This window comes from Pseudoalteromonas denitrificans DSM 6059, from assembly GCF_900112265.1.
GTDB lineage: Bacteria > Pseudomonadota > Gammaproteobacteria > Enterobacterales > Alteromonadaceae > Pseudoalteromonas > Pseudoalteromonas denitrificans.
Map to the genome: position 1 here is coordinate 24488 of NZ_FOLO01000035.1, position 18697 is coordinate 43184.

At 34.8% G+C, this 18697-nt stretch carries 23 protein-coding genes; 16 read left to right on the forward strand and 7 right to left on the reverse strand.

What is annotated here, in order from left to right; genetic code table 11:
• Positions 1-57 precede the first annotated feature (57 nt).
• The 6 genes from BM088_RS17900 to BM088_RS17925 all read right to left on the reverse strand — a co-directional run bounded on the left by BM088_RS17900 (position 58) and on the right by BM088_RS17925 (position 6345).
• Positions 58-996 carry a LysR family transcriptional regulator gene (locus tag BM088_RS17900; RefSeq protein WP_091987690.1) on the reverse strand — a complete coding sequence of 313 codons (939 nt, stop codon included), beginning with the start codon at positions 994-996 and terminating at the stop codon, positions 58-60.
• A 70-nt stretch (positions 997-1066) separates the two neighbouring features.
• Positions 1067-2785, reverse strand: coding sequence for a bifunctional isocitrate dehydrogenase kinase/phosphatase (gene aceK / locus BM088_RS17905; protein ID WP_091987694.1), 1719 nt, complete (start codon positions 2783-2785; stop codon positions 1067-1069).
• A gap of 43 nt (positions 2786-2828) precedes the next feature.
• Positions 2829-3881 (reverse strand): hypothetical protein, encoded by a 1053-nt coding sequence (locus tag BM088_RS17910; protein ID WP_218156538.1) that lies wholly within the window; start codon positions 3879-3881, stop codon positions 2829-2831.
• A 156-nt stretch (positions 3882-4037) separates the two neighbouring features.
• Complete coding sequence (locus BM088_RS17915; protein ID WP_091987701.1) at positions 4038-4547, reverse strand: hypothetical protein; 510 nt, start codon at positions 4545-4547, stop codon at positions 4038-4040.
• 30 nt (positions 4548-4577) lie between these two features.
• Positions 4578-6074, reverse strand: a complete 1497-nt coding sequence (locus BM088_RS17920; RefSeq protein ID WP_091987705.1) for a DUF3413 domain-containing protein — start codon at positions 6072-6074, stop codon at positions 4578-4580.
• A gap of 58 nt (positions 6075-6132) precedes the next feature.
• Entirely contained in the window at positions 6133-6345 is a 213-nt protein-coding gene (locus BM088_RS17925; protein WP_091987709.1) for a YejL family protein, read from the reverse strand.
• A gap of 62 nt (positions 6346-6407) precedes the next feature.
• Here BM088_RS17925 and yejK point away from each other — a divergent pair, with 62 nt between their 5' ends.
• Together yejK and BM088_RS17935 are read left to right on the forward strand one after the other, a co-directional pair.
• Positions 6408-7421: a nucleoid-associated protein YejK gene (gene yejK, locus BM088_RS17930; RefSeq protein ID WP_091987713.1), complete on the forward strand. Its 1014-nt coding sequence runs from the start codon at positions 6408-6410 to the stop codon at positions 7419-7421.
• A gap of 157 nt (positions 7422-7578) precedes the next feature.
• Entirely contained in the window at positions 7579-7989 is a 411-nt protein-coding gene (locus BM088_RS17935) for a glycoside hydrolase family protein (protein WP_091987717.1), read from the forward strand.
• A gap of 80 nt (positions 7990-8069) precedes the next feature.
• On the opposite strand, the gene BM088_RS17940 is transcribed toward BM088_RS17935, so the two are convergent.
• Positions 8070-8840 (reverse strand): XRE family transcriptional regulator, encoded by a 771-nt coding sequence (locus BM088_RS17940; protein WP_245763856.1) that lies wholly within the window; start codon positions 8838-8840, stop codon positions 8070-8072.
• 157 nt (positions 8841-8997) lie between these two features.
• Between BM088_RS17940 and BM088_RS27925 the strand changes: the two genes are divergently transcribed.
• The 14 genes from BM088_RS27925 to BM088_RS18005 all read left to right on the forward strand — a co-directional run bounded on the left by BM088_RS27925 (position 8998) and on the right by BM088_RS18005 (position 17881).
• Entirely contained in the window at positions 8998-9120 is a 123-nt protein-coding gene (locus tag BM088_RS27925; protein WP_281247172.1) for a hypothetical protein, read from the forward strand.
• A 15-nt stretch (positions 9121-9135) separates the two neighbouring features.
• Positions 9136-9408, forward strand: a complete 273-nt coding sequence (locus BM088_RS17945; protein ID WP_091987721.1) for a helix-turn-helix domain-containing protein — start codon at positions 9136-9138, stop codon at positions 9406-9408.
• 450 nt (positions 9409-9858) lie between these two features.
• Positions 9859-10131 carry a helix-turn-helix domain-containing protein gene (locus tag BM088_RS17950; RefSeq protein WP_091987724.1) on the forward strand — a complete coding sequence of 91 codons (273 nt, stop codon included), beginning with the start codon at positions 9859-9861 and terminating at the stop codon, positions 10129-10131.
• Positions 10109-10459, forward strand: coding sequence for a hypothetical protein (locus BM088_RS17955; RefSeq protein WP_245763857.1), 351 nt, complete (start codon positions 10109-10111; stop codon positions 10457-10459). The genes BM088_RS17950 and BM088_RS17955 overlap by 23 nt, the downstream gene beginning before the upstream one ends.
• Positions 10460-10904: 445 nt before the next feature.
• Positions 10905-11324 carry a glycoside hydrolase family protein gene (locus BM088_RS17960; protein WP_091987728.1) on the forward strand — a complete coding sequence of 140 codons (420 nt, stop codon included), beginning with the start codon at positions 10905-10907 and terminating at the stop codon, positions 11322-11324.
• Positions 11324-11722 carry a 3TM-type holin gene (locus BM088_RS17965; protein ID WP_091987731.1) on the forward strand — a complete coding sequence of 133 codons (399 nt, stop codon included), beginning with the start codon at positions 11324-11326 and terminating at the stop codon, positions 11720-11722. Before BM088_RS17960 ends, BM088_RS17965 begins: the two co-directional genes overlap by 1 nt.
• On the forward strand, positions 11719-11994 hold the full coding sequence (locus tag BM088_RS17970; protein WP_091987735.1) for a hypothetical protein: 276 nt from the start codon (positions 11719-11721) through the stop codon (positions 11992-11994). The genes BM088_RS17965 and BM088_RS17970 overlap by 4 nt, the downstream gene beginning before the upstream one ends.
• 53 nt (positions 11995-12047) lie before the next feature.
• Positions 12048-12914, forward strand: coding sequence for a baseplate assembly protein (locus BM088_RS17975; protein ID WP_091987738.1), 867 nt, complete (start codon positions 12048-12050; stop codon positions 12912-12914).
• Positions 12915-12929: 15 nt separating this feature from the next.
• Positions 12930-13709 carry a phage tail protein I gene (locus BM088_RS17980; RefSeq protein ID WP_091987741.1) on the forward strand — a complete coding sequence of 260 codons (780 nt, stop codon included), beginning with the start codon at positions 12930-12932 and terminating at the stop codon, positions 13707-13709.
• 99 nt (positions 13710-13808) lie between these two features.
• A complete protein-coding gene (locus tag BM088_RS17985) occupies positions 13809-14333 on the forward strand; it encodes a phage tail-collar fiber domain-containing protein (RefSeq protein WP_091987744.1) in 525 nt (174 codons plus the stop codon).
• A gap of 64 nt (positions 14334-14397) precedes the next feature.
• The gene (locus BM088_RS17990) at positions 14398-15075 is read left to right on the forward strand and encodes a hypothetical protein (protein ID WP_091987748.1); all 678 of its coding nucleotides are present in this window, start codon (positions 14398-14400) and stop codon (positions 15073-15075) included.
• 2 nt (positions 15076-15077) lie between these two features.
• The gene (locus BM088_RS17995; protein ID WP_245763858.1) at positions 15078-15455 is read left to right on the forward strand and encodes a hypothetical protein; all 378 of its coding nucleotides are present in this window, start codon (positions 15078-15080) and stop codon (positions 15453-15455) included.
• A gap of 260 nt (positions 15456-15715) precedes the next feature.
• Positions 15716-16546 carry a baseplate assembly protein gene (locus BM088_RS18000; RefSeq protein ID WP_091987751.1) on the forward strand — a complete coding sequence of 277 codons (831 nt, stop codon included), beginning with the start codon at positions 15716-15718 and terminating at the stop codon, positions 16544-16546.
• Between the two features lie 9 nt (positions 16547-16555).
• On the forward strand, positions 16556-17881 hold the full coding sequence (locus BM088_RS18005) for a phage tail protein (protein ID WP_091987755.1): 1326 nt from the start codon (positions 16556-16558) through the stop codon (positions 17879-17881).
• Positions 17882-18697: the final 816 nt, after the last annotated feature.

Genomic DNA, 18697 nt, shown 5'->3' on the forward strand with positions numbered 1-18697 from the left:
GGGGTCGGAGTTAATTAATGCTTTATTCAATTAATTAACTCCGACCCCTTTTTAGTTTTATTGTAGTTCTTGTGCTACTTCACTAATTTGTTGTCTTAACCAAATATGACTTGCGTCTCTGTGTAAAAGAGGACTCCAAATCATATCAAGTTCAAATGGTGCGATAGGAAAAGGTGCATCCAATATTTTTATATCAGGATCATTTTGATATATTCTTGCGACTTTTGATGGCAAAGTTGCTATCAGGTTTTGCTCTTTTGCTAAATGAATTGCAACATGATAATTACGTGTAAAAGAGGCAATGTTACGTTGTTTTCCGAATTTGGCTAAGGCTTCATCCACCCAACCAAGCTTTTGTACATCGGCAGGATCCATACCTACTCCCACACCAAAGCCTGTTTTACTTACCCAAATATGTCTGGCTTTTAAATATGAGTCTAAACTAAAGCTTTCAATCACTGGGTTGTTAGCATTAACTAAACAAGAGAAGCTATCTTTCCAAATTCTTTTTTGATGAAAAGATTGAGGTAAGTTCTCAAATCTATTAATTGCCATATCGACTTTACCATTTTCTACATCATGAAATGTTACATCGCTTGGGGTTACTATGTCTAAAGTTGTATCTGGCGCATGCAATTGCAATTTATTAAGTAATTTTGGTGCGAGTGTACTTGCTGCATAATCACTGGCCATGATACGAAATACGCGTTTACTTTCGCTAGGTATAAAATCATGATTAGGTTGCAACGTTTCTTCTAAAGTGAGTAACACCCCTCTGATCACAGGTTGTAATTCTTTTGCGCGTTCAGTGGGTACCATGCCATCACTCGTTCTAACCAATATGGGATCGTTGAGTAAGTTTCTCAGACGTTTTAAGCCGTTACTCATAGCGGGTTGTGTGATGTTAAGCTGATTGGCTGCACGGGTTACATTGCATTCTCTTAATAGGGTATCAAGATAAACTAATAAATTAAGGTCGACCTTACTAATATTCACTAAATAGATACTCTTGTAGAATTTAATTAATTATATGAATGATAGTAACGATAAAAATAAAAAAATTCTACTACCAAAGGAGCATAAATCGTTGTTTCTCAGGGTAAGGATAAATATTTGTAAAATAGCCTTGGTTGATATTATATTGCGCTTTTTTCCAAAACTGAACATCAGTGAGTTCAGGGTGAAATTTCTCTAATGCACTTCTCACTTTATTATTAGTTGTCACAAATGTGGTTAACTGCTCAGGAAAAACATCCTGAGGGGCAACGGAAACGCTCACATCCTCTAATAAATAATCATTATAGCCTGTTGATTTTGGCAGTTTTCTAAAATTCATATCGGTTAAATATTGCACTTCATCATAATCATAAAAAATCACACGATTATGGTCTGTCACACCAAAGTTTTTTAATAACATATCACCTGGAAAAATATTAACACTGATCATGTCTTTAAGTGCTTTACCATATTCATCCATTACGGATAATATATTTTCATCTGTGTTTTTTTGTAGGTACAAATTGAGTGGTGTCATTCTGCGTTCAATATACAAGTGTTTGATGATCACTAAGTCATTTTCAAATTCAAGTGACGATCCAACAGTTTCTTTTAGCTCTTGTAATAACTCAGGACAAAAAGTATCAATTGGTAGGGCAACATTAGAATACTCTATTGTATCTGCCATACGTCCGACCCTGTCGTGTTGTTTTACTAATTGGTAGCGCTGTAAAACTGTTTTTCTACCAAAAGGTTTACCTTCACCAAATTTATCTCTGATCACTTTAAAAACATAAGGAAAAGATGGAAGCGTAAAAACCATCATGACCATACCTCGAGTGCCCGGTGCAGGAATAAACTTATCATTGGCGTTTTTTAAATGTGAATGTAACTCACGGTAAAACTGTGTTTTTCCTTGTTTATGAAAACCAATAGCACTATATAGTTCTGCAGGTGTTTTATTTGGCATTAACTGATTTAAAAATTGAACTAAAGCTGAGGGAGCAGACGTATCAACCATAAAATAAGCACGTGCAAAACCAAATATCACGCGCATTTGAGTAGAATCTGTTAACAAAGCATCCAAGTAAAGACCATTATCCTTATGATGCAGAATAGGTATGATAAAAGGTTGAATACCACTTTTTGATACAACTCTACCTATAATATAAGCCGCTTTATTACGATAAAATGCTTGCTTTAAAATATCGAATCGCATTTGATAAGCGCGGTGGTGTGTATCTGGAGATTGTTTTAAAAAAGCGTTAACCAGTAGTTTAATATCACGAGATAAGTCAATAAATGGTGCTTTAAAATCAAACTGTTCAATAATATTTTTTATTGTGGGTTTAAGGCCTTCTATAACGGGGAAGTAACTTTGATATTCAGACTCTATTGGTACAGGAATATTTTCTTTAATTGTTGTTTCAACAAAAATAAAATCATTATTAAAGTATCTTCGATGAAACAAGCGACAAAATACAGAATTATAAAAAGATTCAGCTAATTCGGCTTGGGGATGAAATTGCAGATAGTTTTGAAAAGTTGCTCTAACTTTTAACCATAACGACTTATCTAATTGATCAGGTATACTTTTTTTTAGTGATAAAATAGTTTCATTAACACGTTTATCGTAAAAACAAATACGATCACTATTAGCTTGATGCACACTTTGCCAGTTGGCTTGTGAAAAAGCATAATGCGCTTTATGTGTTATTTGTTGAAATAATGAAAAATGTTTATTAAACCCATTTAATATTAAATCGGCTATTTGAAATTCAGATAACATTTATCGACCGTAGAATAAACACTCTAATTTATTCTACATTAACTTATTTTAATAACATAAACCATACGCTTATATAATCTGGTAAATGCTTATTTGCTTTTGCATACTCTTTGAAGCCTGAATAACTGCCTGACAAATAGTCTAATTGATACAAGTTATCCTCAAAAGCACCACCTGTATCAGCTAAAATAGCCATTTTATATTCACTATGATGTTGATAATCAAACTGTGTAAATAATAAATGTCCCAAACCAAGCTTATTAATATCGCCAGCAAAAGTAACTTCAGGGATCACGGTTATTTTATGGTTAGCGTCTTTACCATAACCTAATATGCCGTCAACTTGCTTGAAATACCAGTAACGATTTTGTTCATAGGGTTTAACCTTTCTATCGTATGCAATCCCATTATTTCTATGTACATTAAATACTTTTTTATCACCGTTAATGTCAGCGACAACAGTACCTTGTAACAATGAAGACTCTAAATCTTCACGAGATAAAAAAATGAGAGGTTCGGCTAGCTTATTTGAGTCAATGACGCCTTTTAATATTTCCTGTTTTGTATATTTAAATCGTGTGAGTGAAGCATGTTCTAACTGTGCTTGCTCAAGTGATAAATCACTTTCGTCTTTAGGTAATGCATAAAGTGCATGTGTATATTGTTCAGATTTAACCTTTTTTGCTTTTGCTTCGTGAATATAATATTTGGTCATTAAAATTTTATCGGAAGGTAAATTTATTAATAAATTTTTATTTTTTGATAACTTTTTTGCATGTTTTACATCTGGTTGCCAACGTATAAAGTCAAAATGCTTTGTTATAAATCCTGCATCTAATAAACGTGATGGCAGGTTAGCTTGAAGGTCTTGTTGATAGGTTAGACAAATAAAATTGAGAGATTCTTTTATTTTATTTGGGCTTATGCCTAAGTCGTTAAGCGTATTGCTATGAATAACTTTAGCGTCATATTGAGCACCTTTATCTAAATAGCTTTTGGTTGCTGCGGCAACTTTACAGAGTTTTTCAATATCAGTTTTGATAGGAAATTTAAGTTTAAATTTTTGTGCATCAAATGAAATAGCAAAACTGGGCATACTGAGTAAAAGAAAGAAGAAAATAAAAAATTTAACGATAAAGGTATTTAGTTTATGAAATTGAATAAAAAACATGAGTTTTATAATAAGTTATTTTAACTGAATATTTCTAGTTTAATTTGTAAGAAAATTAAGGCAACCAATTATTATGTGAAATTAGTTTTTTTTCTGTAATTTATCTAACGATTTTGTGAGCTTTTTCAGGTTCAGTTCTTCATTTTTTACTAATTTTTTGTATTTTTTATCGATATCTTTTAAGGTTTGAGTGACTTGTTTTTTTAATGCTTTCTTGTCTAAATCAGACATCATGCGTTCTAATTTTTGTTTTTCTGTAATTTGTTCTTTAGCTTGTGCTCTTTTTAAAACACGTACCTTATTCTCGCTAGCTTTGATTTGAGTTTCTGCGATATCTATTTTTTGTTGATATTGAATTTTATTTAAATTTTTAATATCTAAATCTGTACTACGCGTTTTTTTTGGGGTGTAAGTTGAAATCGTTTTTAACTTTGCATTTTTAGCACAAGGAAATTGACTAAAAACAACACCTTTAGCGGTATCACATTGATAAAAGTTGGTACTGGTTTTGTTTGCTAAAACAGCTGCAGACAAACATAAAGTTAAAACAGTGCTTAAATAAACAATAAACTTATTAAATTTAAATTTCATAAAAGGCACCTCTATTTTGATTAATTAACTTTATTTACCAATAAAACGTTTTAACTCTTTAATGCTTTCAACTAAAAAAGGTACATCGAACTTTTTATCAAGTACAAATCCTTGGGCTGCAGATATATTTTTATATGATCCATCGGCTTCAATCAAGGTTATTTTATCTTTTTTATAAGCTATGAATACCCCTTGAGTATAATTTATTCCAGAATCGTCATTATTCTGATAAATATTTTTACCAATAAGGCTTTGCGCTACTAATTTGTCACATTGCCAATACTCGTTAATGACTGTTGCAAGTAAATCCATAGGTTGAATTAAATGATTTGCATTGGTGAGTTTTTTATCGTTTATAAATACAGAGCCAACAATCGCTGGGATTGCTTGTTGTTCAGCAAGTGCCAAAGCAATAATATGCTTAGAGTTTGGTCTTGCTATTGTATCTTTGTCTGCTGCAACAATGCGTAGAGGTGCTTGGTTATTACTTGTTATATATTGAAAATCTTTTAAATTATCAATAAAAAGTGCATTTTCAGCTGTATCCCATGCCGGATTAACCTTTTGTTCTAAAATAGGCTTTTTATAAAATGCAGGTAATCCATAAATAAGGTTAAATATTGCATCTTGATGTGATGTAGGTTGCAAAAACAACTTAAGTTCTGTGAGCGGTATTTCAAAAGATTGCTGAAACTTTGTTAATTCAGCGTTATTTTTGAAAACTAATATATCAGTTAATGCTCGGTTTTGAGTACCACACTGAGGCAGATTTTTTGGTAATAAATAAGCTGATTGTGTGGTTTTTAACTTTTCACTTTTAGCCTGTTCATATACATCTAAATCAAGCAGGTTATTTTTAGCTAATAAACTTTTTGCCGTTGTAGGATAAGATAAAGGCAAAATATTATCTTGTTTTGTAATATCAAATTTAAAGTTTGCATCGGCCCAAATGTGTATCAAGTGACTAGACGCAAAACAAAATAATAAAATAACGGTGAAAAATTTACCAAATGTTAGCTCTTTTAATTTATTAAGATGTTTCCAACTGTAGTTACTGACTATGAGTTCAAAACTTAAAATTATGAATACTAAAGCGCCCGATAAAAAAGTGGCGACTACGGGAGAGCTTGAAATTGTATGCCAAATTAAAGAAATAATTTGCGGTAACGCTGAACTGCTAATATGGTAACCTAAGTTATAATAGACATAGGCATCAAAGGCCATAGTCGATGCACCTAAGGTGGCAAGTACCGCTGCCATACCTCGAATATGTCTGGGATAGGGAAATATTAGACTTAACGGAAATACTGTAAGCACAAAACTTAAAAAGGTGATAAATCCAATATGGCCTAACCAAGTTAATACCATGTATATTGAGCCCATACCTGTTTTTGGGCTTGAATCGGAAAATAAATAACCAAGACTAATTACGAGTGCAAGGCAAATATTGGCAAATGTAAACCAATGGCCCCAACTTAATAATTGGCTCGCTTTAGATGAAAACGGGCTTTGTGTAGATAGATTCATGTATTTATTTACCGACTAATTTAGCTAACCTGAAGTAGTATAACAATTTTATATTTTATTACTTTACAGATTGTGTAAGTACATTAGCAAAGTTTTTGGTTAATTCTGCACGTTGAGGTTCAGGAACATGTTCTTTTACGATATGAGTGATAGCATTACCTAAGCACATTAAGCTAAGATCAACCGGAGCTTTATGTTTTGAAAGCACACCTATAAGTTCATCTATAATAGTTTCGACTTCTTTATTGGTGTATTTTGATAATATTGGCATTTATAAATTCTACGATAAAAAAAATTATTTGAATATTAACATTTGAGGCGCGAAAAACAAAGATGACAACTGAAGTTCAAAAGCTAGTCGTTCATTATGTCGACAAAAAAGACGAAAAAATTGAAATTCATTTACGAAATGATGAAATGATAGTGAATGATAAGGTCAATATTTTCATTGAACAGCTTCACCATGCCTATAACGGCAAACCAGGAAAAGGGTTTTGTGGTTTTAGTGGAGATAAAAACGCCACAGTTGCAACTGCGATGCAAAGCTATCGTATGGGTGAATTGCATTTTTGGAATATGACAGAGCAAGCAACTGAAATTTTAAAAGAAGAGTTAAATAAATATGCGTTTAATGAAACAGGCTATTTGATCTTTTGTCATTACCAATATGTTGCAACTGACTATATGTTAATCGCTATGGTTAATATTAAAGATCATTACTCAATTACATCTGAGCTTGATTTAGCTGCATCACGACATTTAGATATTAGCAGGATGCAATTAGCTGCGCGTATTGACTTACAGCAATGGTCAGCAGATCCAGAATCTAACCGTTACATTTCTTTTATTAAGGGGCGAGCTGGGCGTAAAGTGGCTGACTTCTTTTTAGACTTTTTAGGGTGTGACGAAGGTATCGACGCAAAACAACAAAGTACAGTGATGTTAGAGGCCGTAGAAGATTATTTAAGCGAACAAGAGTATGACAAACAGGAAAAAACAGACTTACGTAAGCAAGTTTTTGATTACTGTACAGACTGTGTGAGCACAGGCTCCGATGCACAAGTCAATACTTTATCTGATACCATTAGTAAAGGTGATGGTGTCGATTTTGATACTTTTTATAAAGAGCAAAGCTACGAATTAGAAGAAAGTTTTCCAGTTGATAAAAAAACAGTCACTAGCATGGTGAAGTTCTCTGGTATGGGAGCGGGTGTGAGTGTTAGTTTTGAACGTAAACATTTAGGTGAGCGTATTCATTATAATGAACACTCAGATACTTTAACTATCCAAGGCGTACCACCTAACTTAAAAGATCAGTTATTAAAATACTTATCTGAAAATAATTAATCTGTGAGGTCGAACTTGACCTGTTAAATTAGGCTAAAAATATTATGATTTAATTATGCTAAACAAGCTGATGACATAAAAAGTTACTTCGGCTTGTAAATTAATTATAAAATAATACAGAACCCGAAGGCTAATAACCTATCGGGTTTTTTTAACTATGAAACGTGCTCTGGAACAAATAAAAAAACATGAAGGGTTTAACCGTCATCCTTACAGCAATGATTCAAATACACTTAGTATTGGATATGGTAGAAAGCTTGATACTTTAGGGATCTCACAAGAGGAAGCTGAGGTTTTATTAGCAAATGATCTTAGTTTTTTGCAAAACATCATACAAATATCAGTTAATACAAAAAAGTGTAACTCCCCGCGTATGGCTGCACTGGTTGCGCTTTCATATAATTTGGGGTTTGATGGTTTAATGAATTTTAAACGTACTTTAGAATCTGTAGAAAAAGGCAGCTTTGACTGTATTTCAAGTGAATTACTGCATAGTCATTGGGCGCGAAAGGCACCTATGAGAGCTGTTGAGCTGATCTTACAAATGGAAACAGGTAAGTGGCAATAAAAATTAATAGCATAATTTGATGATTGATAATCTTCATTTTAAAAGCCCTCAATCATCAATCATCAATCAAAAAATCGTCTTTATGCTAAGTCTTTACCTATCCATACCACTTTACCAATGATTTCTAATTGTTCTAATTCGTCAGGTTTTAAGAGTTGATCTATATATTCTTTATTATCACTGATCAGCCTTACTGAACCATCAATATATTGTTGAAGTCGTTTTGCATATAGTTCTTCACCAATTCTAATAACATAAATGAGGCCTTCACTGAGTTTTTTATCCGATAAGTCTACAAGAATCGTATTGTTATTGTGGATAGTAGGCTCCATGGAGTCGCCTTTAGCAAATACCACTGCTAGCTGACTACTTACGAGGTGCTTGTAATCAAGCCATTTTTTTCTAAATGCCAGATGTCGTTTAATTTGAGCATCGCCATTAAAAGCTCCGTGGCCTGTACTAACTGAAATGTGATAACCAGGGATCAAAGCAAATTCTTCGTTAAACTCAGATAACTCGATGCTTGCGCAATCATATGAGCCTTGGTTTTGAGCTGTTGCATATTTTTCTTGGTCGGCTTCAACGCCTTTAATTAACCAAAGAAAATCAACCTTTGCTTGCTCAGCTATTTTTTCAACAACACTGAGTTTTGGATCTTCACCTTTTAATATTCTACGCAAAGTACCTTCTGACACATCTATTTTTAACGCAAAAGAACGAATGCTATCGGGCTCTATCGCTTTTTTTACGCGTTCAGAAAGTGTTTCCATTGCAAAATGGTGTGCTTCACTTGGTGTGATTGTTTCTGAATCAAGTTGCCGATTGTTGCTTTTCTTAATTAATTTAGCCACTTAACTAATACCTTACGTTATAAAAATTTTATCCATTTAATGTGTTAGCTCAAACGCTATCAATTAAAAGCTAATTTTAGAGTGAGATGAATCGATTTTAAATTTATAAATACATTATTTTACGCACAAAGCAAAAAGTTGTTGTAATGCGTCATAAATGGAATTATATTATTTCAAAAGTTACGCACCACTTGATGCTAATCAGACTTTTGTATTTTATATTTTACGCAATGCGTATGCAATGAATGATTATACACAAGTAAATGCGTGTAACAAATAAGCTAAGGAGCAAGGAATGAATCTACCAGCAGGAAACTCTCAATTTACACCGATTAATAGAACACCAAAAGGTTCTGATATCTTGAGGTATGCAAGAAAGTTCAGGGGGTATACTCAAGCAGAGTCTGCTGCCTATTACGGTATTGAAGAGCGTACATTACGTCGATGGGAAAATAACGAATTTAATCCGAAATGGAATGATGTTATTGGCTTAATTGAAGATGTATATGCTTTAAAAGTGATTAAAGTCATCGAAGATTTAAGCACAGCTTCATCATTTCATAGTTAATTTGTTCTTGTTCCACATCAAAATTTTTAAGAAGTTCATGACTTACTCTAGCTTGATTTGTTTCTAATAATTTGTGATTAGAAATGAATGTATTTTAATAAACGATAAATGAGACCCTTTTTTAGGGATAAGGTCGAAATTGACCTGTTTTAATTAAATGAAAAGTCTATCATTTAGGTACGCTTAACTGAGTCATAAAACATTGTAATTTAAAAAGTATTTTAATCTCTTGGTTGAAATGTGCCGTGTTTTTCTTAATAGAATACAGCACATTTTTCGCCTAGTTTTTTTGCGCTTAATTAACATTTTCATTGGTAACTCACGTTAACTTTATTAAACGTTAGGGATCAGCCTCAGTCTTTGGATTTAGGGGCTAAAAAAGCAATCTTGTAGTACTTGAGTGCGACATTACAAAGCTCAAAGCTGCACAAAATAAATATAGGTTATGGAATGAATCAATTTGCAGTACCAAATGATCCAGCTCTTATTAGTAGAACACCTAAAGGGGCTGATATTTTAAAATATGCAAGAAAGTTTAGAGGTTATACCCAAGCTGAATCAGCAGCTTCTTATGGCATTGAAGAACGCACATTACGCCGATGGGAAAATAACGAGTTTAACCCTAAGTGGAATGATGTTATTGGATTAATTGAAGATGTATATTCGCTTAAAGTTATAAAGGTAATTGAGGAGCTGAGTTTTGGAACAACAAATAACAATTAAAGAGTTAAGAAAAAACTTAAAAATGTGGGGACGTTTCTGGCGAAGCAAAGAAACAATTCAAGGATTCGCTACAACATCTATTAATGAAAGAAGCGACCAAACTTTTTCAAATCGTAATCACTCTGAAAATATTTTTGTACCACACATGATAGAAGCCTTAACACATAAAATGTCACAGCTAAGACCTGAGTGCATCCGTGCATTACGTGCGCGTTATATTCATGAAGCACCTTTAAAAGAAGCTGCGATATTATTAGGTTTTGAATCAAAACGTTCTGCTGAATTTTGGTTAGTTAAAGCTGAGCGTGAAATGTTGAGTCAAATGTAAGTTGTTATTTCAAAGTATTATTTATCTCTTCAACAAAGTGGAAGTTAAATAGGTATTTTTTAAGTTGGTTCAAATCATCTTATTTTAGAGGTAGGGCAGAGTTGACCTCTTAATTTAAATTTAAATCATTATGATACCTCTAAAGTGCGAAAGGTCTTAACCCAGACCTGATACCAATTCCATAAAATATGTGATCATTCTAAATGGACTAAATATACAATAGCTGCGTTACTTTTAATCCTCATAGCCCGCTATTACTCAATCAGGTGCCTTGCCTGCACTGATGCAGGTACTTAGATTTAGTTTGGAACTATAAATCTGTGTTCTTGAAAATTTATCCATATCTATATTTGAGCACTCACTAAAAAGAGTTGGTACTACATCTTAAAATGCTTAATTTACTTTTATAGGAACTCAACGGCTAATAACTGTATGAGTTTTTTTTATGTCTATTCAAAATACTGTTGAACAAGTTAAAAAACACGAAGGTTTCAGACAACACCCTTATTATTGTACCGCTGAAAAACTCACCATAGGTTATGGGCGTAATTTAGATGATGTTGGTATATCAAAACAAGAAGCGGAGACATTATTACTAAATGATCTCACACTTCGTAAAGCAGGCATTAAACGAAATGTTGATACCCGATATTGTAATGCCGCCCGTTTTGCTGTGCTGCTAAATATGGCATATAACTTAGGTTTAGAGGGCTTATTAGCCTTTAAAAAAACAATGAGTTATATAGAAGTGGGTGAATTTGAACAAGCTGCAGCAGAAATGCTTAACAGTCGCTGGGCAAAACAATTACCAAAGCGTTCACACGAACTTTCTTTGCAGATGAAAACTGGGGAGTGGCAGTCTTAATGAGTTGGTTAAAAAGTATTTTTTCGACTCAGATCACTGAGCCTATTAATGCTGTAGGTGGCATTTTGGATGAAATATTTACCAGTGATGAAGAGGAGCTGAATTTAGCACTTATTAAACAAAGGTTAAAACAACAACCTAATTTAGTACAGGCTGAAATAAACAAGGTACAAGCAAAGCATCGCAGTATATTTGTAGCTGGCGCCAGACCTTTCTTAATGTGGGTATGTGGTTTTGGTTTTCTGTTTGCTTTTATTGTTAATCCTATTTTGCAATGGCTATTCCCAGAAGTGGGGGCACCAGAACTCCCCCTTAATACTATGATGGAATTAACTTTAGGCATGTTGGGTCTTGCAGGTTTAAGAACAATTGAAAAAATAAAGGGGGTGAGTAAATGATACAAGATAGCAAGACCGAAGCTGAACAAAATCAATGGCATATGAAAAAAGAGCTTAATTTGGCACATTTTATAACAACTGTGATGTTGCTTGTCTCTGGCATACTTTATCTGGGCGACTTAGATAAACGTATAAATACAAATTCACAAGAAATATTACATTTAAAACAGATCCGAAATGAAGATCAAAAAAGAATAGAAAAGCGTCTAGATTCTATTGATAAAAAATTAGATACCTTATTAAGTAGCCGATCAGGATATAAAAACAGCTAATACTCCTTCAATCATCTGGCCTAAAAAGCCGATATACCAAATGAGCCTTTATTATGAATACCCCGATTGATTTAACTCAGCTCTTTGCGCCAGATATTGTTGAGGCGCTAGACTATGAAACTATTTTTGATGAAATGCTTCAAGCATTACAAAATAAAACAGACCAATTTAATACCCTAATTGAGTCAGATCCTGCTTTTAAAATTCTTGAAGTTGCGGCCTATAGAGAATTGTTACTCAGGCAAAGAGTTAATGATGCCTCAAAATCTGTCATGTTGGCTTATGCTACGGGCAATGATTTAGACAATTTAGCTGCTTTATTTGGTGTAAAACGCCAATGTATTTCAGACTCTGAATCAGACGAACTAATCATGGAGTCTGATACACGATTCAGAATGAGGATCCCTTTGTCTTTGGAAGGGCACAGTACAGCAGGCCCTGTTGGTGCATATAAGTTTCATACATTGTCTGCATCTGTTGATGTAAAAGACGTATCGGTAGCAACACCAGAGCCAGGTAAGGTTTTGGTAACCGTATTAGCAAACACACAAACAGGTTTACCTTCTCAAGCATTATTAAATCAAATATTACAAAGGTTAAATGATGAAGACATCAGACCATTAACAGACTGGGTGAATGTTCAAGCAGCTCATATTATAAACTATCAGATTGAGGCGAATATTGAACTCAATTCTGGCCCGGGTAAAACGCAAACTTTAGATAATGTAAACTTAAAAGTGAATGAATTTATTCAACAAGCTCATCAATTAGGTAATGAAATTACTGTATCTGGACTTTATGCTGCAATGCATCAAGTTGGCGTTAAAAAGGTGAAGCTATTACAACCGGTATCAGATATTCAAGTGACTACTGAACAAGCGGCTTATTGTAATGATATTAAAATTAACACAGTGCAATAAATTAGGATAATAAACATGCATGATATTAAAAAAAGTTTATTACCACCCAATGCGACTGGGCTTGAAAAAAATTTAGATACGGCGTGTACTAGGCTTGGTCAAATCCCCGTTGAAATAGGCAAACAATGGCACCCAGATACGTGTCCTGAACATTTATTACCTTGGCTCGCTTGGGCACTATCTGTTGATGAATGGGATGAGCACTGGAGCGAGCACTCAAAACGCGCCATGTTAAAACAGTCAGTGTCTATTCATAAACATAAAGGCACTGTGGGCGCGGTAAAAAGAGCGCTTAAAACCCTTAATATAGAATTTGATTTTTTAGAATGGTTTGAAGAGTGTGAAGATATCGCCTTAGCCCCCATTCATAGTACACAGCCCCATACCTTTGTATTTATAGCTTGGGCAAATGAAAACCCATATACAAGTAATGAAGTTTTTTTAAATCCTGATTTATATGATGTGTTATTTAGAGTGATCAATCAGGTGAAACCTGCTCGCGCCCATTTTGACTTTTTAGTGGGCGCTAAAATAAATGCAGACTTATCATTAGGTACAGCATCAAGTGGTTGGTGTCAGGTAAGGCGATTAAGCAATGAAACAAAACCAGTAATAGTGCCACCAAGTAAAGCACAGTTATCAGCAGGTTTAGTAACAAGCCGTCAAAATATTCAAGTATCACGTATGTCGCAGCAAACGACGCCAGTTCAATTAACAAAATGTGTAAGCAAGCTCAGTACAGCGCTCCATTTAAATAATAAACGTTACGCTGTATCACGTTTCTATTTGGTTTAACCCAACTTATATAAACCACCTCAGTAATTTTTTATATCTCTTATTCATAAAAGGTATGTGAAAACATGCAAATAATTTAATTAACATAAGGAGTGAACCGTGAGCACTATTTTAAAGCCCACAATAACAACTGCGGGGCTGCAAGCTATTTTTAATGCTGATAGCAATGGCTTGCAAGCAAAAATAACCCAAATAGGTTTAGGTGATCAAGCTTATGACCCCAATCAAAATCGCACTGCGTTAAGTTCAGAAAAAAACCGCATTAATATTGCAAGTGGCAGGCTGGTAACCCCAACACAAATTCATATGAGTGTAATAGATGACTCAAATAAAACTTTTTGGGTACGAGAAGTCGGGTTTTATCTATCTGATGGCACTTTGTTTGCCGTTTACTCAGAGGCAGGTAAAGCACTTGCTTTTAAATCACCAGAAGTCGATTTATTACTGGCCTTTGATTTGGCATTAACAGGTGTACCTGCAGGTTCTGTCAATATTATTGACCAAGGCATCGACTTAAATATTTTGATAGCACCAGAGCTTGCCAAAATGGCAACTGCGCAAATTAGTAATATGTATCGATATATTAAACAAAAACTGACCTTATTAAAGGCTGGTATTCATTAATTGATTTTGAAAATAAACTTTTTAATACCGCTTTACACAATTTTTAAATTTAAAGGAGAATATTATGGCGTTGGAACAAGATATCGCAGAGCTCGTCACAGCATCAAATAATTTAACCCAAGTTGTTGATGATAAAATTCAACAGATTGATTCAAAGGTAACAAGTGCTGAAACAAAAATAGACTCGGCAATACTTAACTTTGCAAATAGTCACTCATCACAAATTGTTTCATACTATGATAATGCACGACACTCCCAAACAAGTATAAACCCTGAAATAGATCCACTCGATGAAACTAAAACAAAATGGAAAGCTTTGCCAACAACGGGTACTGCTGTTCATATGTATCCATCTGTGGGTCAATTAACTAAAGTGCACTCTACCAATTGTTATAGCTATTATCCTGGCCATTATGAAGACCCTCAACATAGCAATGATCATAGTTGTACTTATGTACAGTTTGTTTTGGCAAATGACAGTGCAACAAGTGAGCAAATCAATACGCAATTAGCACTTCAAAATAGCAATCATCCTTATTATGGTGGATGGTGGGATGGGACGGGTGTTTTTGATGCTAAAGTGATTCGTGTGCCAGGGCAGCATCCGTATAGTCGATTATTCATTCGTTATATAAACCATGCAATTGTAGCGGGTAAGGCACCACAAAATGTGATTAACTTTGGTGGCAATCCCACGTTATCGGTTACAAAAGTAATAAACTACCCACATATTAAGGCATAACCATGACTGATTTTAATGAACAAATTCCAACAAAAGACGCATTTTTACAAAAACAGCAGGAAAATAATAAGCTGGTAGCAAGGGGTGAAATATCCATAAATGTGGCTGATACGCCTAGCCTTTTAGGCACCACTTCAGACTCAATTCACTTAGTCTTATTTGAATTAGCAAAACTATGTGAGTCACTTAATAAAGCAACTACCTTAGCAGAAGTGCGAAGCTCAGCAAAACCTTTAACTGACTTGTTATCTGGTTTTGCAGCAAAAGTGACGCGCAATGAAGTGCAATTACCTTATCAAGCAAAAGGCATTGAGCAGGTAATATCTGACATTGAAACCAGAGCAACATCTGTTGCGCAAATATTAGCGACAAAAAGCTAATTGATACATGTTATTAATAAATACCTTCATTAGGTCATACTTGACCTGTTTCTGTTAGTTAAACAAAGTATGATTTAACTAAGCTAGCATGTATTCATATTTTTGAATTAAGTCGTTAGTTTAAACATTTTCCTTCGTTTCAAGCCCAGTAACTTAATGTTGCAGGGCTTTTTTATGCCTTTTAATTTTTGAAAATGAGCATCAGACAAGTGATTAAACTTGTTGCTGGTTTTTAACTTAACAACTCAATGGAATTAAATATGAGTCAGATAGACTTTGCCGCGTTGCCACCTGCTGATATTATTGAACCAATTGATTTTGAACAATTATATCAAGAAAGAAAACAACGTTTTTTAGAAGTTGCACCACAATATGCTGAAGCCTTATCCTTAGAAAGTGATCCGCTTGCAGTTGTAATGCAAGCTGAAAGCTATCGTGAAATGTTACTGCGTCAACGCATTAACGAAGCTGTACATGCCAACTTATTAGCCACAGCTACGGGCACTGACTTAGACCACCTGGGGGTGTTTTACGGTATTAATCGTTCGGGCAATGAGTCAGATGATGCCTTTCGTTTACGCATTAGAGATCGCACCATAGCATCAAGTACAGCTGGCAGTAAGGCGCATTATCGTAGCCGAGCAATAGAGGTTGATCCATTAGCCATTCGTGATGTCGAAGTTGATAGCCCAGTTGAAGGGGAGGTACGTGTATCTGTATTAGTGCGCACAGGTCATGATATCGACACCATAGTGAATAAAGTAAAAGCCCGTGTAACCTCAGATGATGTAAAAATGCTTACAGATACAGTTAATGTTGTCTCTGCTGAATTAATCAGTGTGCCTGTGGTTGCCGACATTTACCTACAACCGGGCACTTCTACTTTAGTGTATGAAAATTTAAAGCCTCAGTTATTAGCCATGTGGGAAAAGTCTGCAAACTTAGGGTGGGACTTAACACCCAGTTGGCTTAATGCCCAGTTACATAAAGATGGCGTACGCCATGTCGAGTTAAAAACGCCTATTAAATTGCTGTCTATTGCCTCAAATCAGTGTGCGATAGCAGGTGAAATTACCCTGAATTTAATATAGGAAATTCTAATGACTGTGTTACCACCCAGCGCAAAACCTTTAGTGCATACACTTGAAAATATCAATCAGATGCCACTCCAGATAGATGATGCAATTGGTCAATTACATACCTTAAAGTCAGAACCGTCAGATAATTTATTACATTGGTTAGTATGGGAATATGGGCTTGAAGCCATTTTACCTTATAGCCATGATTTAAAAAAAGTACTCAAAGACGGTTTAAGCTGGCAAAGAATACGAGGTACACCTCAAAGTTTAAATTTAGCATTAGGTTGGATAGATTTAACGCAAGTTGGCATAGAAGCGGAGCCACCGGGCAGACATTTTTACGAATATCAGTTAGCGACAGGTAAAATTCCTGGCGATAAAGATGTATCGCGTATTTTAAACTTAGCGAAACTCTCGGCGCCAACACGTTCAAAGTTGGCGCGTCTGTATCATCATTATGACATCAGAAAGCTTAATTTATCTCAAGGTGAATTTGGTCAGTTTTTATCTGATTATTCGGGTACTTATTTTTATGATGGGGAGTTTACCGCAAGTAAAGTCAGTTTTGCACAAGATCATAAAACGCATGTGCATTATGGCCAAAATGCTTTTGATGTTCTAAATATCAATGCTGTTAAAAACAATGTAGTTAAAAACAATGCTGTTAAAGACAATGCTGTTAAAGACAATGCTGTTAAAGACAATGCTGTTAAAAACAATGCAATAAAACATAATCAAGTCCAAAGCAGTCAAAACCAGAGTCATAAAAATGAAGTAAAAACAAACATATTTCATACTCGACACTATAGTTTGTCGTCTGCATATCTTAATAAACAAATTTTAGGTCAGTTTGTTTTAGGTGAGCGACTTAATACTGGTTTTACTACCCGTATTGCCAGTCGCAGACACTATACAGTTGCAAAATTATTAGGTTCAACAACCTGGTTTGCTGGTTGGGGGAATGTATCCTGGGCTGATGCCAGATATGGTGTTATCGCAATCAAAAATAGCCCTTACAGGCAAATAGACTTTTCAGCACTTCAAGCGGGTGTATTGCAAGTTGAAACCCAGTTACAGGGGAGCATCGCTGAACCTTTAACGCCCAGTGATACACTCTCTAGTCTTTATAAAGCGGGTAATTTACAGCTTAAGGCAACAATCGAAGGGGGCATAGCAGCACCTTTACCGATTGATGATATTCAACTCAATACACTGCGTGCAGGGCACTTACAAATTCAAAATGATATTGAAGGTCAAATAGCTGAGCCGGCCTTAATAGGTGATATTGAATCAAATATGCATCAGGCGGGGGCTTTGCAATTCAAAGCTAAAATAGTGGGAAAATAGCTTTAATCACCACAGAGCGCTCCGAGTACACACAGAGGAAAACACCGAGCAAAGATTAAAAACTTAAAGTAGTGAGTTTTTATTTTTCTCTGTGCAGTGCGAAGCGCCTCTGTGCCCTCAGTGGTTGAATTGATTTTAGTCTAAGTGATTTTTGACCACAGAGGGCACCGAGTACACTGAGGTTAAAACACCGAGAAAACCTAGTTCATTCTCTATTTCTCAGTGTAGTGCGAAGTACCTTTGTGAACTCAGTGGTGATTATTTTTTACATAACATCATGAGCATTATGTAATACGAAACGCAAATTATGTAATACGAAACGCAAATTTTAAATCAGGCTCGCTGTGAATACATTCTTGTAAGTTCTGTGTCACATTCATGTAGACGGGGGCTTTGCAATTCAAAGCTAAAATAGTTGGAAAATAGCTTTAATCAGCACAGAGCGCTCCGAGTACACACAGAGAAAAACACCGAGCAAAGATTAAAAACTTAAAGTAGTGAGTTTTTATTTTTCTCTGTGCAGTGCGAAGCGCCTCTGTGCCCTCAGTGGTTGAATTGATTTTAGTCTAAGTGATTTTTGACCACAGAGGGCACCGAGTACACTGAGGTTAAATCACCGAGAAAACCTAGTTCATTCTCTATTTCTCAGTGCAGTGCGAAGCACCTTTGTGAACTCAGTGGTGATTATTTTTTACATAACATCATGAGCATTATGTAATACGAAACGCAAATTATGTAATACGAAACGCAAATTTTAAAGCAGGTTTGCTGTGAATACATTCCTCTACGTTCTGTATCACAGCTATGTGATAAAAG

Bases quoted from the DNA above. Each gene is read 5' to 3' on its own strand.
- BM088_RS17945 (WP_091987721.1), top strand. From the start codon at position 9,136: ATGAATCTACCAGCAGGAAACTCTCAATTTACACCGATTAATAGAACA.
- BM088_RS18005 (WP_091987755.1), top strand. From the start codon at position 16,556: ATGACTGTGTTACCACCCAGCGCAAAACCTTTAGTGCATACACTTGAA.
- yejK (WP_091987713.1), top strand. From the start codon at position 6,408: ATGACAACTGAAGTTCAAAAGCTAGTCGTTCATTATGTCGACAAAAAA.
- BM088_RS17935 (WP_091987717.1), top strand. From the start codon at position 7,579: ATGAAACGTGCTCTGGAACAAATAAAAAAACATGAAGGGTTTAACCGT.
- BM088_RS17950 (WP_091987724.1), top strand. From the start codon at position 9,859: ATGAATCAATTTGCAGTACCAAATGATCCAGCTCTTATTAGTAGAACA.
- BM088_RS17990 (WP_091987748.1), top strand. From the start codon at position 14,398: ATGGCGTTGGAACAAGATATCGCAGAGCTCGTCACAGCATCAAATAAT.
- BM088_RS17925 (WP_091987709.1), bottom strand. From the start codon at position 6,345: ATGCCAATATTATCAAAATACACCAATAAAGAAGTCGAAACTATTATA.
- BM088_RS17960 (WP_091987728.1), top strand. From the start codon at position 10,905: ATGTCTATTCAAAATACTGTTGAACAAGTTAAAAAACACGAAGGTTTC.
- BM088_RS17965 (WP_091987731.1), top strand. From the start codon at position 11,324: ATGAGTTGGTTAAAAAGTATTTTTTCGACTCAGATCACTGAGCCTATT.
- BM088_RS17970 (WP_091987735.1), top strand. From the start codon at position 11,719: ATGATACAAGATAGCAAGACCGAAGCTGAACAAAATCAATGGCATATG.
- BM088_RS17920 (WP_091987705.1), bottom strand. From the start codon at position 6,074: ATGAATCTATCTACACAAAGCCCGTTTTCATCTAAAGCGAGCCAATTA.
- BM088_RS17975 (WP_091987738.1), top strand. From the start codon at position 12,048: ATGAATACCCCGATTGATTTAACTCAGCTCTTTGCGCCAGATATTGTT.
- aceK (WP_091987694.1), bottom strand. From the start codon at position 2,785: ATGTTATCTGAATTTCAAATAGCCGATTTAATATTAAATGGGTTTAAT.
- BM088_RS27925 (WP_281247172.1), top strand. From the start codon at position 8,998: ATGGAATTATATTATTTCAAAAGTTACGCACCACTTGATGCTAATCAG.
- BM088_RS17910 (WP_218156538.1), bottom strand. From the start codon at position 3,881: ATGCCCAGTTTTGCTATTTCATTTGATGCACAAAAATTTAAACTTAAA.
- BM088_RS17980 (WP_091987741.1), top strand. From the start codon at position 12,930: ATGCATGATATTAAAAAAAGTTTATTACCACCCAATGCGACTGGGCTT.
- BM088_RS17995 (WP_245763858.1), top strand. From the start codon at position 15,078: ATGACTGATTTTAATGAACAAATTCCAACAAAAGACGCATTTTTACAA.
- BM088_RS17915 (WP_091987701.1), bottom strand. From the start codon at position 4,547: ATGAAATTTAAATTTAATAAGTTTATTGTTTATTTAAGCACTGTTTTA.
- BM088_RS18000 (WP_091987751.1), top strand. From the start codon at position 15,716: ATGAGTCAGATAGACTTTGCCGCGTTGCCACCTGCTGATATTATTGAA.